Raw genomic sequence first — 14,500 nt, forward strand, 5'->3', positions numbered from 1 at the left:
TCCGCCGCTACATAATCTGGCGGAACAAGCACGCCGCCGACGAACACCTGCGCAGGGTCGTGAACAGGGCGAACGTTGCTTGATGCGGCACTAGTCACTCCCGCAGGCTCCACCAGGAGTACCCCGGCTTGGTCAAGCACTACTGGCGGCTGTAACACCTCTGAGTCGGCTCGTACTTCGTAGGATCGGTCGGCGGAGCGCCACTGTCGATCGCCGTCAGTGGCACATCGAGCAGCAGAAACATCCGCTGTGAAGTGCAGGTCAGAGCAGTGTTGCGAATTGCTTCGCCACCGGCCTGAAGACCCAGCACTGCGACTGGAGGCACTAGCAGCCGACTGCGTGGCTGCGCCGGCGGCGAAGTTCTCAGCGGGGTGTCGCTCATGGCCGAGAGTCAGATGGCGCGTAGAGCGTACTGCGCGGACCTGTCTCGTCGGCGGCGGTGCGTCGCACGGTGCGCGCAGGTCTCGGCTGGCTCATCCTGCTTCATGTCTCCATAACCAGATGTTCTGGTGATTCGGTAGCTACCAGTTGGTTCTTCCCCGCTGCATCATGGGCCCGCAACATCTCTGTGTAATGTCACATCGCATAGGAGTGCATCTTGGAAGCTAGACGATCCGGGATGGTCGTGGCTGCTGCTGTCTCCCTTGTCGCCGTCGCTGGTTGCGGTGGAGCCGGCGGAGACGTTGATCGGGGCGGAACGGGCGCGGGAGGCACTCTTCATGTGCTTTCCAGTCTGGACCTTGAGCACCTCGATCCGGCCCGCAATTATGTCTCGTCTTCTCAGGACGTGGGCCGCCTCATCTACCGGACGCTGACGACGTTCGCGGCTGCGCCCGGCCCTGCCGGCGGGAAGATCGTGCCGGATCTGGCAACAGACACCGGACGCCCCAGTAATGGGGCGCGCACCTGGACCTTCACTCTCAAATCGGGAGTTAAGTTCGAGGATGGGCGCCCTATTACCAGCCGGGACATCAAGTACGGCGTTGAGCGGACTTTTGCTGCAGAACTTCCCGAGGGAGCTCCGTACGGGCGGCTGTGGCTCGTCGGGGGACAAAATTACAAGGGCCCCTACAAGGACAAGCACGGGCTCGCATCAATCAAGACACCGGACGACAGAACGATCGTTTTCAAGCTCAACCGGCCGGTGGCCGACTTCGGATCCGCAGTGTCACAGCCAATTTTCGCTCCTGTTCCGCGGGACAAGGACACCGGAGTTCGCTACGACAGCAGGCCCTTCTCTTCCGGCCCGTACAAGGTTGCATCGTTCGAGCCCAAGAAGCGGCTGACCCTAGTGCGCAACTCCGGCTGGAGGAAAGCCACCGACTCGGTACGCAAGGGGCAGCCGGACAAGATCGTAATCGACCTCAACCTGGACGGCGCTGTCGTCGACCAACGGCTCATCGCCGCTCAGGGGCAGGATGCGGATGCCGTCGCTTTCGAACCGGTCGGACCGGCCTCGGTCGGACCGGTGATGGCCAACCCCGCTGTCCGGGCACGGCTGGTGACGGGTGAGTCGATGAGTACGCGGTACCTCAGCATCAACACCCGGCGCAAGCCGCTCGACGATGTCCACGTGCGGCAAGCAATCGCCTATGCGCTGGACAAGGACGCGTTGCGCACCACCCGTGGCGGCCCCATCGCTGGCAAGGTGGCCACTACCTTGCTGGCGCCGTCGTTGCAAGGCTCCGCCAGCGACGATCCCTATCCGAGCCCGGGTAGCAAGGGCGACCCAAGCAGAGCCAAGGCGCTGCTCAAGCAGGCGGGCCATGCTTCGGACCTAACCCTCACGCTCGACACCGTGGCCACTGCCGGCGGTCAGAAGCAGGGCGAGGCCGTTCAGGCTGCCCTCGCCAAGGCAGGTATCAAAGTGAAGATCAACACCATCAGTTCGTCGGCGTACTACAGCACGGTGGGCAACACCGCCCAGGAGCATGACCTCGTGATCGACGGGTGGACGCCCGACTGGCCCGGCGCGTCGACCTTCCTGCCTCTAGTGTTCGACGGTCGGCTGATCACCCCCGAGGGCAACAACAACCACGCGCAGTACGACTCCCCCGCGATCAACTCCCGCATCGATGCGATTGCCCGGATGAAGGACCCGTCCGCTGCCGCTACCGCCTACGGTCAGCTCGCCAAGCAGATCATGCGGGACGCTCCGGTCGTGCCGTTCCTCTGGGACAAGGCGGCCGTTCTGAGGGGACCGCATGTCACCGGCGCTTACGGGCACGTCGCTTACGTGGGACGGCTAGACCTGGTCTCCCTGGGGCTGCGCAAGTGACTGCCACTCTGTCGTCCCCGCTGCCAGCCGACGCCCAGCCACTGACCGCTCCCGGCCAGAAGTCCCTGGCGCGCCGGCTGGTCGCGCAACGATCCGCGGTGGTCGCGCTGACGGCGGTCGTCCTCCTGGTGCTGATCGCTCTTGCGGCCCCCCTCATCACCTGGGCTGCGGGCACTTCACCGACAGAATTCCATTCAGAAGCGGTGAATCCGGAGCTGGGCGGACTGCCGCGCGGTGCCGCAGGCGGGATCAGCGCCGAGCATTGGCTCGGCGTCGAGGCCGGCAGCGGCCGGGACATCCTCGCCCGCGTCGTCTACGGTGCCCGGGTCTCACTGTTGATCGCCCTCTTCGCCACCGCTGTCTCGATGGCACTCGGAACGGCACTCGGACTGGCCGCCGGATTTTTCGGCGGCTGGACCGACACCATCGTGAGCAGGCTGATGGATCTACTGATGTCCTTCCCCGCTCTGATCTTCATGATTGCTCTGATCTCCGCGGCACCTGGTGTCAACCGGCAGCTCCTCCTGGTGATCGTCCTCGGCTTCTTCGGCTGGCCCTACGTCGGGCGGATCGTGCGCGGGCAGGCAATGGTCCTCGCCCGCGGAGAGTTCGTGGCGGCAGCCCGGGTCCTGGGTGCCTCGCGATCAGCACTGCTGGTGCGTGAAGTTCTGCCGAACCTGAGCGGACCAATCATCGTCGTGGCGACCATGTCGATTCCCGGCTATGTCGCTACCGAGGCCGGACTGTCCTTCCTCGGCATCGGGGTGCGCCCACCGACCCCCTCGTGGGGCCAAATGATTGCCTCAGCAGTGCCGTGGTACGCCGCCGACCCGGTGTACTTCCTCGTCCCGGGCGCCTTCCTCTTCATCACCGTGCTCGCCTTCAACGTACTCGGCGACGCAGTACGCGACGCGCTCGATCCACGGAGCCGCCAGCAATGATCTTCTATGTTCTGCGCAGACTGGCCGCGACAGCGGCGATTCTTCTGGTGATCTGCGCGACCACCTTCGGGATCTTCTACCTGATGCCCGCCGACCCGGCCCAGGGCGCCTGCGGCAAGGCGTGTAGTCCGGAGCGGATCGCCCAGATCCGAGCAACGCTCGGCCTGCACCACTCGATCCTCGTGCAGTTCCGGGACTACCTCGTCGGCATCGTGGCCGGCCGCAGCTTCGGTACCGGGGCACAGGCCGTGCACTGCCCCGCACCGTGCTTGGGATTCAGCTTCCAGACCGATCAACCGGTGTGGCAGATGCTGACCAACCGTCTGCCGGTAAGCATCTCCATCGCCGTGGGCGCGGCGGTGCTATGGCTGATCGTCGGCGTCACGGCCGGAGTGATCTCCGCTCTGCGCCGCGGCAGTGTGTGGGACCGGGCCGCGATGACGGCCGCTCTCGGGGGGGTTTCACTGCCGGTGTATTTCACTGCCCTGGTGCTGCAGTATCTGCTGGTCGTCCGGCTCGGTGTCCTTCCCTATCCGCAGGCGATCCCGTTCACCGCCGATCCGGTGGGCTGGGCGGAGTCTATGGTCATGCCGTGGATCACGCTGGCACTGCTGTACGCAGGCGTCTACGCGCGAATTACCCGCGGCGAGATGCTCGACAGCCTCAGTCAGAACTACGTACGCACCGCCCGCGCCAAAGGCCTGCCCGAGCCGACCGTAGTGCGCAGGCATGCGCTCCGACCGGCGCTGATGCCCATCGTGACGATATTCGGCATGGACCTAGGCGCACTGCTCGGCGGTGCCCTCATCACCGAAACCGTCTTCGGCCTGCCCGGCGTGGGCAAGCTCGCGTCCGACGCAATTAACAGCGCCGACCAGCCGGTGATCATCGGAGTGACCCTGTTCGCCGCAGCCTTTGTTGTGCTCGCCAACGTCGCGGTGGACCTCGTCTATGCGCTTCTCGACCCGAGAGTGAGGGCCGCGGGATGAGTTTGCTGACCGTACGCGATCTGACGGTGGACTTCGCAAGCGGCGTACGAGCCGTTGACGGTCTCGACATGGACCTAGCCGCCGGACATGTACTGGGCGTAGTAGGTGAGTCAGGCAGTGGCAAGTCCGTTACTAGTTTGGCCGTCATGGGCCTCCTCCCCGATGCCAGAATCACAGGAGACGTCTGCTTCGACGGGCAGCGCCTGACTGGACTGGAACGGCGCGCGCTGCGCAGGCTGCGCGGAGACCGCATCGCGATGATCTTCCAGGATCCGCTGTCCTGTCTGAACCCCTACTACCCTGTGGGCTTTCAGATTGCCGAGGCCTACCGCGCGCACCGTCGGGCCGGATACCGCGCAGGACGCCGCGTCGCCGTGCAGATGCTGGACCGAGTCGGGATTCCCGAGCCCGATCGACGCGCCCGCGCCTACCCGCACGAGTTCTCCGGCGGTATGCGTCAGCGCGTAATGATCGCCATGGCGCTGTGCCTGGAACCAGACCTGCTCATTGCCGACGAACCCACCACTGCTCTCGACGTGACCGTGCAGGCCCAGATCCTCGACCTGCTGCGCGAGCTGCGAGAGCACTCAGGCACAGCCATCATGCTCATCACCCACGACATGGGTGTGGTCGCGGGGCTGGCCGACGACGTAGTCGTCATGCACGCAGGCCGCGCGGTCGAGCGCGGCACGGTCCGTGACGTCTTCTACCGTCCACGCGACCTCTACACCAAAGGCCTGCTCGCCTGTGTTCCACGCATCGACGGCCCCCTGCCCGACCGACTGCCCACCTTGTCGATACCGGAGGTAACCGCGTGAGCACGCCTCTGCTCGAAACACACGACCTGGTGAAGCGGTTCCACATCCGGCACGGCCTGACCAGGCGGATCACCGGGCACGTCCGAGCGGTCAACGGCGTGTCACTGCGGGTGGATGCCGGCGAAACACTGGGGCTGGTCGGAGAGTCCGGCTGCGGCAAGTCCACGGTCGCCCGGCTGATCACCCGTCTCATCGCACCCACCTCAGGGAATATCTCTCTCGCCGGACGGGATATCAGCACACTGGACGCGCAGCCAATGCGCTCCGTGCGCCGCGATCTGCAGATGATCTTCCAGGACCCCTTCTCCTCTCTTAACCCGCGCCAAACCGTCCGGCAGATCCTCGCAGCCCCTTACCGCTACCAAGGCCTGGGGGTCGAAACCACTGCGGAGCAGCTACTGCAGCGGGTGGGACTGCGGCCAGAACACGCAGCCCGCTACCCCCACGAATTCTCCGGCGGACAGGCCCAACGCATCGGAATTGCCCGGGCACTGGCCCTACGCCCGAGACTGGTGGTGTGTGACGAGCCCGTCTCCGCTCTCGACGTATCGGTGCAGGCACAGATCCTCAACCTTCTGAAAGACCTGCAGCAGGAGTACGGGCTCGCTTACGTTTTCATCGCTCACGACCTCGGCGCGGTCCGGCAGATCAGTACACGCGTCGCAGTGATGTACCTGGGCACGGTCGTGGAGACGGCCGACCGCGACACGCTCTACGCCCAGGCCGCCCATCCGTACACCCACGCTCTCCTCTCCGCCGTGCCACTGCCCGACCCGGACGAGGAACGGGCTCGCGAGCGACTCGTCCTGCGCGGCGACTTGCCCAGCCCGCTGCGCCCGCCCAGCGGATGCCCGTTCCGAACTCGGTGTCCCAAGGCAGCCGAACGCTGCGCCGCCGAGCGACCCGTGCTGAGGGAAATCGCCGAGGATCACAAGGTGGCCTGCCACTATCCCGATCCGCTGCCTGGTCCGCCTTCGCTGTCTTTCACCGGCTGAAGGAAGCGGTGCCGACACCGTACGAGCACCGCACGAGGAAGCTTTAACGCCCGGCTGTGCCGGCGAGGGGCTGGCGGCAAACAGCGCTGACAACCGCGAATGCGGCTGGCAGCCTCAGCTCTCAGTAGATGTCTCCTCGGCGTCGCTGATGAGCTGGAGCAGCTCGGCGCCCAGCCCCTCGCCGGACAGTCAGCACTGATCAGTCCCTCGCGGGGTATTCGGCCAATGGGCCAGTTCATCTGTCGGGCATGCTCCCCGTCGGCTTCCCGTCGTCACGAGAGGCGGGTGACCTCACCGAAGCCACCCGACAGCGACGCGAGGTGCCGCGCCATGACGGCCGCATCACCGGGCGACGTGAAACAGCCATGCCCGGCCACCTCGGCCGTTCCCTTTCGCAGACCGCTGCCTCCGCAACCCCGAGCTTCCCCGTACCACGAGAGAAGAGCACCCTGCCTGGAAGAGGGAGACTCATGAGCCGCAGCTACCGACTGCCCGGTCTTGCCGTGACGGACCACACCTTCGCCGTTCCTCTCAACCACGCTGATCCCACTGGGCCCTCGATCAACGTATTCGCCCGAGAAGTGTCCGACCCGGCTCGCAAGGGTGAGCGACTTCCCTGGATGCTGTATCTGCAGGGCGGCCCGGGAGGCAAATCGCCTCGGCCGCTGAACGCCAGCTCCGGCTGGCTCGCGCGCGCCCTGCGGACCCACCGGGTGCTGCTGCTGGACCAGCGGGGTACGGGGCGCAGCTCCCCGGTCACGTGCCGGTCAGTCAGCCGTTTCTCAGATGCTGGCGCGTTGGCACGCTATCTCACTCTCTTCCGCGCGGACTCCATTGTTGGCGACGCTGAACTGATTAGGCATCAACTCAGTGGGGACGAGCCGTGGGAGACGCTGGGACAGAGCTACGGAGGCTTCATCACCCTGACCTACCTGTCCTTGGCTCCCGAGGGGCTGCGCTCCTGCTACATCGCCGGCGGCCTTCCTGGCCTAAGCGCCACTGCTGACGACGTCTACAGCGCCACATATCCGAAGATCAGGGACAAGACGACCGCCTTCTACAACCGGTACCCCGGTGACCGCGATCTCGTCCATCGGATCGCGGGCGTGCTCAAGCGCCACAGCGTGTGGCTGCCCGACGGAGACCGGCTCACCGTCCGGCGTTTACGCACCCTGGGCCTGATGCTGGGAATGGGCAACGGGCTTGAGCGTCTGCACTGGCTGCTGGATGAAGCCCTCACCCCTGACGGTGAACTCTCGGCAACGTTCCTCCAGCAGGTCATGAACCTGACCGGGCTCGTCGACAATCCGCTCTTCGCCGTCCTTCAGGAAACCATCTTCGCCCAGGGTGGTCAGCCCAGTGACTGGGCCGCTGCCCGCGCGCTCGCTTGCCGCCCCGAGTTCGCTGAGGACGCCGACCCGCTCCTCCTCACCGGCGAGACGTTCTACCCCTGGATGTTCGAGGAGATTACCGGGCTGCGGCCGTTCCGCGCGGCGGTCCACCTGCTGGCCGAGCGTACCGACTGGCCTGAGCTCTACCGCCCCGCACAACTGCTCGCCAATCAGGTGCCCGTAGCTGCCGCAATCTTCCACGACGACATGTACGTACCCACAGAACTGTCGCTGTCGACTGCACGTTCCATCGGCGCGATGCGTGCCTGGGTCACCAACGAATGGGAGCACGACGGAGTGACCGCGTCCGGTGAAGGCGTGCTGACCCGCCTAATGGATATGGCAGCTGGGCAGACTTAATCTCATTCCGCCATCTCAACAAGTGTGCACGAGACCGGTATATGACCGCACTCCCGCAACGACTCAGAACCCTTGTCACTGCCGGCACCATGGCGGCGGCCCTGACGCTCGGCGCCACAGCTCCGGCAACCACGGCCGTTTTGCAGCGCAGCGCGGCTCCGGTCGCCAACTGCGCCCTCCCTGGCAGAACCGGCTGGCTGGATGAGGGACACACCACCGACAGAACTCAGCTTCAGCGCGCCACCGGCACCATCCGCATACTTATGCTGTCCGTCGACTTCACCGACGCCCAAGCTTCAGGATCGACCTTCGACTACTATCGCCAACTCGCCCCGGCTGCTGCATGGAATCAGCACAACTCGTGTGGGCGGACAGCGCTGGCCTTCGAACCGCTAACGCGATGGATACGGATGCCGCAGGACTCGACCAGATATGGCTACCGGCGCGAATTCACCTTACGCAGCACGAAGCATGCAGTAAGCAAGTATTAGGGGCCGGCCATCGCCGCGCCTTTTCATTCGAGGGGGCGCCGGGGATCTGGATTGCGCTGACGCCATCGCATGTAGGCCGGTGAATTGGCGCAAGTGACGAGGTAGCCCTCTCTTATCCTGCGGGCAATCTCGTCGCTATGCGTGGCTACGGGCCCGTCGCTGCGCCAGCCGAGAACATGGCGATACCAGAGCGGGTTACCCTTCAGAGGACGCACGGCAACGCCGGGGACCTCGATGAAGGTGGGTTGACAGAGGCTAATGGCAAGTCCCGTGCGTACGATTTCGATCAGCTGACGTCCCTCCGCCTCGTAGGGAACATACGGCTGACAACCCGCCTGGGCGAAGACGGAAGTCCAGTACTCCCAGGTGCGATCGCTATCCGGGGGCGGCATGACCCAGTCATCCTTGAGGAGTTCTTCCAAACCCACCTCTTCGCAGCAGGCCATCGAGTGATTCGACGGCAGCAGAGCAAAGACAGGCTCGGTGACAATCGGATGGAGTACGACTCCATCTCTAGGCGGGAGTTCGTTGCCCGGGTTGTCACCAAGAATCGCCGCCTCCAGGCGTCCGGCCGCGAGGTCGTCAAGCAGCGGCAGCGGCGAATACTGGCAACGTGCCGTGACTTCCGAACCCACGAGCAAATCCTTGGCTGCGGCGACCAGATGGGCAAGTAAAGGAGCCCCCACAGAGCCGAGACGCACTTGCCCGGAGGCGGTTCCGCAGCGGACGGCTCGGGCCGTGTCGGCGATCAGACCGTCGACGCTTGGAAGAATTGCCCGCGCCCTGGAAAGCACCAACTCACCCAGAGCAGTGGGCTCCGCCCCGGCGTGCCCCCGGTCGAAGATCGGTCCACCCAGCATGGCCTCGATGCGCCGCAGTTGGGCACTGAGCCCAGGCTGGGTCATACACAACGATGCAGCGGCACGGGTCAGGCTTCCAGCCTCCGCTATCGCACAGATCACTCGCAAGTGACGCACCTCAATGTCCATGATGCGGATACTAGAGAGCAGCAGAGCCCCACTGGCAGAGCTCGGAGCAACAGTCGTGTACCAAAGAGCGCGCAGAACCTCAAATCCGTATAGATGACATACGGAAATGCGATAGCAGGGGGCGGAGAGAAACACCTCAGCAGGGGCAGACTGTCACCTGGTAGGCGAATATGAACTTGTCGTCTGCGCGGCTTCGTCGGCGCAAGGCCCCCACCCTGCTGCTCCGTCAACCAGTTCTGACGCCCTTACAACTCAGTTCCCTGAGGCGCATGTTCATCAGGTCGTAGGCAAAACGCCCAGTTGCACCACCGACCTCGTTGCGCTGTCGAAATTCACTCACCGATGACTCAGACGCAATGAGACTCCAGGCTCGGCGGCAGGCTGCCGCTGCGTCACGAGCACGCGGTCGGCGAGGAGAGCCAGGTTTACGCCTCGAACGCGGTTACACCGCGAAGGCAGCGGGGTGCCCTCTTGTCCGTCGCGCCCCGCAGGGGCAGCCCGGTATTCGGATCAGCGATGCCGTCAAAGTGTCGGCGCCCCCGCTGCCGCAGGTGCCTTGCTGGCCTGTTGGGCCCCTGACCTCGTATCGAGCACAGTAGTGGCTGTGCCTCGGAACTAGAGGCCGTCCCACGGGGGACATGGGGTGCCCGGTGAGGGCCAGGTTGCAGAATCGGGTGATGCTGAGCATGGCTGGTTTTGAGGCGGCAGTCGCGCAGGATCCTCCAGGTCTTCAACCGCGACGGGGCGTGTTACACACGCCCTCGGGACCGGTGGCAGACCGCGAGTCGCGGCTGCCGGGCAGCGGCAGGCCGATCGCCGCAACCAGGCGACCGTTTGCAGCGATGACAGACTTCATGTTGGCCGAGTATCAGCAGTTCGCGCCAAAGGCGGCGATATAGGGACAGCAGCAACGTAGGTGACGGAGAATGCGGTCGGCCGCCGCACTTGGGTTCGCCGGACAGTGGAGCCACCTTCCGCAAAGTCAGGTCTGTCCTCCCATACGTCGCTAGCAGTAGTGCCCGGGGCTTCCGCGGCAGCCGTGACGGCCGGCCCATGCGGGGCCTCGCCGCCACAACGTCGAACCAACGCCACCACCGTAAGGGAGCCCCCTATCTCAGACCGGGACGGCTCAATCCACTGTGAATCACCTGCTGATATCACCAGCCCGACAGTCAACTCACCAACTGTCCAGCTGGTTACCGGACATCCTGAGAGCGTTCACCCTAGCCGCCCGTCCAATTGGTCCATCAGGAGCCGCTTGCCGAGCTCACCCCTCAAATCCCCCTCCCGCATGCGGACTATAACGCCAAGTTATGCATAAAGGCGAGTTGCTCTTCGTAGCGGCACTCTGCAACTCTTTTCCTCACCGCAAGTGAACTGCGGTGCAACAAAGAAGTGTTGGCGGGGAGGAGTCCCCGCAGTGGCGGTCAGCTCTCGCTCTCTGAAACACCACCACGAGCGCGCGCTACGCATCGTTCAATCCCCCGCCAAGTCACAATTCAGTGGAGGCAGCGTGCTTCAGAATTTTGCTAACTCGAGACGTAGCGCCATTCTCACAGGAGCAGCAGCGCTCGGCGTGGCTGCAGCGAGTGTGCTGCTGCCGCAGATGACGGCAGCGCAGTCCGGAACCCACCTCGCACTCAAGGCGCAGTCCGCCGCGTGGCCTATTGCAAAGGCAGCTGGCAAGAACACAGACACCGCGCACTCTGCTAAGGGGTCGGCAGCCATACAGACGGGATCCTTCCAGTACAGCATCGGCCCGTCCTGTAACCCATGGAAGGGCGACATCCAGCGCGGCGCCAACTACTGGGGCAACGCGCAAGAAGTGTCCTATCCCGGGGGCTGGCATGTTGACTGCTCGACGAATCTGGCAGCCTGCGATCCTTCCGGCCCTATCGGTGGCTGTAACATCCTAGGACAGCAGCACATCTACCTGAATCCCTGGAACTACTACGTGGCGAGGGACGTCGCCCTGGTTGCCGCGCACGAGTTCGGGCACATCTGGTACCCGAACCACACACCGGGCCTGAGGTGCTCGACTTGGGGCACCCCGGCGCAGGTCATGGGCCCGGGGAGTTGCCCCTGACCAGGGGTCGTCTCGTATGAGGCTCTGGGTTGTCCGGTAGGCGACAGGTTGTAGAGCCGGGCGATGCCTAGCCCGGCTTGGTAAAACGCCTGGCCCTTGAGGCAGCAGTCCCGCAGGCTCTTCCAGTTCCTCAACCGCAACAGGAGGCCGTCCACTCGGGCCCGGGTGGACGGCCTCTCTGCCTCCCGCTGTCGGCTGACGTGGGTCTGGCTCCGTCGTTAGCGGTGCGGGATATTCAGCCCGACTCCTTGGCATCCGCCCTCGGCGATGGTCGGGGCGCAGTGGCCGGCCTGGTCGACTGCGTCGGTGAAGGCCCCGGCAGTCATTGCGGTTGCCGGGCTGAGGAAGACCGATCACCACTAGGCGGCTGCTGGCGCCGATCACAACCACGCCAATTGATCGCAGATGCGGGCGGCCGCAGATGTCGAGATCCCGAACTACGGCGCCAATTGCCGCAACACAGCGTGTCCCTCGATGACTGGGCGTACCGCAACCAACGGGTCCACCAGGTTCTGCTCGCGATCTCCACGACTCAGTGGAGCTGCAGGACATCCTCCGCGGGGGGGGTGTCTCTATGTCCTTGGTCAAGGACGGGCGTCGGGTCTGAGGCTGTTCGGGATGGTCATGCGGCGAGGGTGACGCAGGGGGTCCGGGATTCGTAGAAGGCGCCGTCGCGGAGCATGGCGAACAGGACGCTGATGCGTTGGCGGGCGAGGCGGAGGAGGGCCTGGGTGTGGGTTTTGCCTCGGGCTCTTTGGCGGTCGTAGTAGGTGCGTGAGGCGGGGTCGGCGTTCATGCAGGCGAAGGCGGAGAGGAACATCGCGCGTTTGAGCTGCCGGTTTCCGCCCCGTGGTGCGTGTTCGCCATGAATCGAGGTCCCCGACGACCTGGTCGTGGGGGCGAGGCCGGCGTAGGCGGCGAGGTGGGCAGCGCTGGGAAAGCCGCTTCCGTCGCCGACGGTGACCAGTAGGACGGCTGCGGTCCTGACCCCGACTCCCGGCATCGAGGTCAGGACCGGGTGAAGAGGGTGAGCCTCCAGCAGGGTGCTGATCTGGGCTTCCAGGGCCCGGCGCTGTTCGTGGACCGCGGCGAGCGAGCGGGCCAGCGACGGGATGACCACGTCGAGAGTGCCCGTGCCCGGGACCACGACAGTCTGCTCGTCGAGGGCATCGAAGACGTTGTCGATCAGCCGGGCGGCCATGCGGGGGGCCTTGGGGCGGATCACCTCGACGAGTCTGCGGCGGCCGGCTTTTCGCAGAGCGGCCGGGGAGCCGTATCGCTCGAGGAGTCAGGTGACCGCCGGGTGGTCCAGTCGCGGTCCGAGTACGCGTTCCAGCGAGGGGTGGAACTGGGTGAGCAGGCCGCGGATCCGGTTGCTGGTGCGGGTCGCCTCGGCCGCGAGGTCCTGGTGGTCGAAGCCGGTCAGCACCGTGAGCTCGGCGGTGATCTCGTCGGTCAGCTCCAGCGAACGCAGAGTGTGAGGCATCGTCCGGGCCGCGTCTGCGATCACCGCGGCGTCCTTCGCGTCTGTTTTCGCCTCTCCCGGGTAGAGGTCGGCGATCCGCCGCATCGCAAGTCCGGGCAGGTAGGCGACCTCGCAGCCCGCGTCGCGGGCGACGGTCAGGGGCAGGGCGCCGATCGAGGCGGGCTGGTCGACGATCACCAGGACGGTGCCGAACTTGGCCTTGAGCTTGTCGAAGGCGGCTCGCAGCTTCGGTTCGCTGTTGGGCATCGGCTTGTCGAAGACCTTCTTCCCGGCCGGCGTGAGCCCGTGGCCGTGGTGAGCTGTCTTGCCGACGTCCATCCCGAGGAAGACGGCCACGCCTTCGGTGTCTAACATCGCACCCTTTCCAGGTGGTTGACGTTGTCGGCCATGGCGGTGGCACCGTGCTCGCGCATCCACGTTATGCAGACCTGCCGCCCGCGAGCTGCCCGGCATTGCACCAGGCCGGACGGTGGCCGGGTCTCTCATCAGCGTCTCCGACGGCACCTTCGGGCCCGGCGACACCACCCCCCAGGTCATCCGTTCGACAGAGGGGACACAGTCATACCGGGCCCGGAGGCCAGCGGCCCCATTGCAGGACCGCGAAAAACATAACTGTGAGAGTTTTTCTGCAGCCTGGGATGGGTTGCTGTCAGGCTCGGCGCCGATGATTCGGCATGACTCGAAACATAACTGGCGCCCTGTCAGGTGGCTGCCGTTCCTCCGAGATGTCTGCCGGACATCGGCGTCGACCTGGCCCACCCGTTGGCTTGATCAGCAGCTTGTCCGCCTTACGGCGTGACTCATCACAGTTCCGCCACGCGGTGACTCCATCCAGGCCGACGCCGACCACAGCCGTCCGCCCAGCAAGGAGAACGACCACGTGGCCATCCTCGCAGAACAAGTCGACGGCGTCATCGGCGTCGATACGCACCGAGACACCCTCGCCGCAGCGGCCGTCAGCCCCATCGGCGCAGTCCTGAAAAGCACCGATGCCCCTGCGAACGCCCGCGGTTACCGGCGCCTGCTGGACTTCGCCCGCCAGCACATCCCCGGCCGCCGCTGCTGGGCCGTGGAAGGCATCGGCAGCTACGGCGCCGGCCTCGCGGCCTTCCTTGACCAGGCCGGCGAGCAGGTCGTCGAGGTCTGCCGGCCCAAACGGGCATCCAACCGCGGCGGCCGCAAGACCGACATGCTCGACGCCATCCGCGCCGCCAAGGAGGCCCTGGCCACCGAGCACCTGATACAGCCCCGCCTCCGTGGCGAACGCGAGGCACTGCGCGTCCTCCTCGCCACCCGACAAGGTGCAGTCCTCGCCTCCACCGCGGCCATCAACCAGCTCAAGGCACTGATCGTCTCCGCTCCGGACGAGCTCCGCGCCGAACTGCGCAAGCTCAAGCGCCCCGCCCAGATCACCCACTGCGCTCACCTCCGCGACCGCCCTGCCCAGGACATTGAGCACCGGATGACGGCGCGGGTCATGCGGTCCACGGCGCAACGCATCCAGGTCCTGCAGGCCGAGGCCAAGGAACTCGAGAACGAGATCCTCGCCCTGGTCCGCCAGCAGGCCCCCGAACTCCTGGGCTTGCTCGGAGTCGGGCCGATCACCGCCGCCCAGATCTCACCAGGGACGATTCCGCTCGGAAGCCGCCTTCGCCTCCTTCGCCGGCGTCTCACCG

Annotated in this window: 8 protein-coding genes and 5 pseudogenes; 9 read left to right on the forward strand and 4 right to left on the reverse strand. The window is 65.3% G+C overall.

All coding sequences use genetic code 11. From position 1 onward, the window contains the following. From ACF08B_RS39500 to ACF08B_RS39535, 8 genes and pseudogenes are all read left to right on the forward strand, one after another. Positions 1 to 83: pseudogene (locus ACF08B_RS39500) on the forward strand (transposase); the annotation flags it as partial. 638 nt (positions 84 to 721) lie between these two features. Next, complete coding sequence (locus ACF08B_RS39505; protein WP_392321873.1) at positions 722 to 2,278, forward strand: ABC transporter substrate-binding protein; 1,557 nt, start codon at positions 722 to 724, stop codon at positions 2,276 to 2,278. Then, positions 2,275 to 3,219 carry an ABC transporter permease gene (locus tag ACF08B_RS39510; protein WP_392321874.1) on the forward strand — a complete coding sequence of 315 codons (945 nt, stop codon included), beginning with the start codon at positions 2,275 to 2,277 and terminating at the stop codon, positions 3,217 to 3,219. Before ACF08B_RS39505 ends, ACF08B_RS39510 begins: the two co-directional genes overlap by 4 nt. Continuing rightward, positions 3,216 to 4,208 (forward strand): ABC transporter permease, encoded by a 993-nt coding sequence (locus ACF08B_RS39515; protein WP_392321875.1) that lies wholly within the window; start codon positions 3,216 to 3,218, stop codon positions 4,206 to 4,208. The genes ACF08B_RS39510 and ACF08B_RS39515 overlap by 4 nt, the downstream gene beginning before the upstream one ends. After that, positions 4,205 to 5,026 (forward strand): ABC transporter ATP-binding protein, encoded by an 822-nt coding sequence (locus ACF08B_RS39520; protein ID WP_392321876.1) that lies wholly within the window; start codon positions 4,205 to 4,207, stop codon positions 5,024 to 5,026. Before ACF08B_RS39515 ends, ACF08B_RS39520 begins: the two co-directional genes overlap by 4 nt. Then, positions 5,023 to 6,021, forward strand: a complete 999-nt coding sequence (locus tag ACF08B_RS39525) for an ABC transporter ATP-binding protein (protein ID WP_392321877.1) — start codon at positions 5,023 to 5,025, stop codon at positions 6,019 to 6,021. Before ACF08B_RS39520 ends, ACF08B_RS39525 begins: the two co-directional genes overlap by 4 nt. 470 nt (positions 6,022 to 6,491) lie before the next feature. Continuing rightward, a complete protein-coding gene (locus ACF08B_RS39530) occupies positions 6,492 to 7,772 on the forward strand; it encodes an alpha/beta fold hydrolase (RefSeq protein ID WP_392321878.1) in 1,281 nt (426 codons plus the stop codon). A gap of 41 nt (positions 7,773 to 7,813) precedes the next feature. Continuing rightward, positions 7,814 to 8,263 (forward strand): hypothetical protein, encoded by a 450-nt coding sequence (locus tag ACF08B_RS39535; protein WP_392321879.1) that lies wholly within the window; start codon positions 7,814 to 7,816, stop codon positions 8,261 to 8,263. Positions 8,264 to 8,286: 23 nt separating this feature from the next. On the opposite strand, the gene ACF08B_RS39540 is transcribed toward ACF08B_RS39535, so the two are convergent. From ACF08B_RS39540 to ACF08B_RS39555, 4 genes and pseudogenes are all read right to left on the reverse strand, one after another. After that, positions 8,287 to 9,252: a LysR family transcriptional regulator gene (locus tag ACF08B_RS39540; protein ID WP_392321880.1), complete on the reverse strand. Its 966-nt coding sequence runs from the start codon at positions 9,250 to 9,252 to the stop codon at positions 8,287 to 8,289. 646 nt (positions 9,253 to 9,898) lie between these two features. Then, positions 9,899 to 10,428 (reverse strand): annotated as a pseudogene (locus tag ACF08B_RS39545) (IS5/IS1182 family transposase); the annotation flags it as partial. Positions 10,429 to 11,370: 942 nt separating this feature from the next. Further along, positions 11,371 to 11,725, reverse strand: a pseudogene (locus ACF08B_RS39550) (IS5/IS1182 family transposase); the annotation flags it as partial. Positions 11,726 to 11,960: 235 nt separating this feature from the next. Continuing rightward, positions 11,961 to 13,178 (reverse strand): annotated as a pseudogene (locus ACF08B_RS39555) (IS110 family transposase). A gap of 526 nt (positions 13,179 to 13,704) precedes the next feature. On the opposite strand from ACF08B_RS39555, the pseudogene ACF08B_RS39560 reads away from it, so the two are divergent. Continuing rightward, positions 13,705 to 14,115, forward strand: a pseudogene (locus ACF08B_RS39560) (transposase); the annotation flags it as partial. Positions 14,116 to 14,500: the final 385 nt, after the last annotated feature.

The organism is Streptomyces sp. NPDC015139 (assembly GCF_043079785.1).
GTDB classification, from domain to species: Bacteria; Actinomycetota; Actinomycetes; order Streptomycetales; family Streptomycetaceae; genus Streptomyces; species Streptomyces albidocamelliae.

Bases quoted from the DNA above. Each gene is read 5' to 3' on its own strand.
- ACF08B_RS39515 (WP_392321875.1), top strand. From the start codon at position 3,216: ATGATCTTCTATGTTCTGCGCAGACTGGCCGCGACAGCGGCGATTCTT.
- ACF08B_RS39520 (WP_392321876.1), top strand. From the start codon at position 4,205: ATGAGTTTGCTGACCGTACGCGATCTGACGGTGGACTTCGCAAGCGGC.
- ACF08B_RS39530 (WP_392321878.1), top strand. From the start codon at position 6,492: ATGAGCCGCAGCTACCGACTGCCCGGTCTTGCCGTGACGGACCACACC.
- ACF08B_RS39535 (WP_392321879.1), top strand. From the start codon at position 7,814: ATGACCGCACTCCCGCAACGACTCAGAACCCTTGTCACTGCCGGCACC.
- ACF08B_RS39540 (WP_392321880.1), bottom strand. From the start codon at position 9,252: ATGGACATTGAGGTGCGTCACTTGCGAGTGATCTGTGCGATAGCGGAG.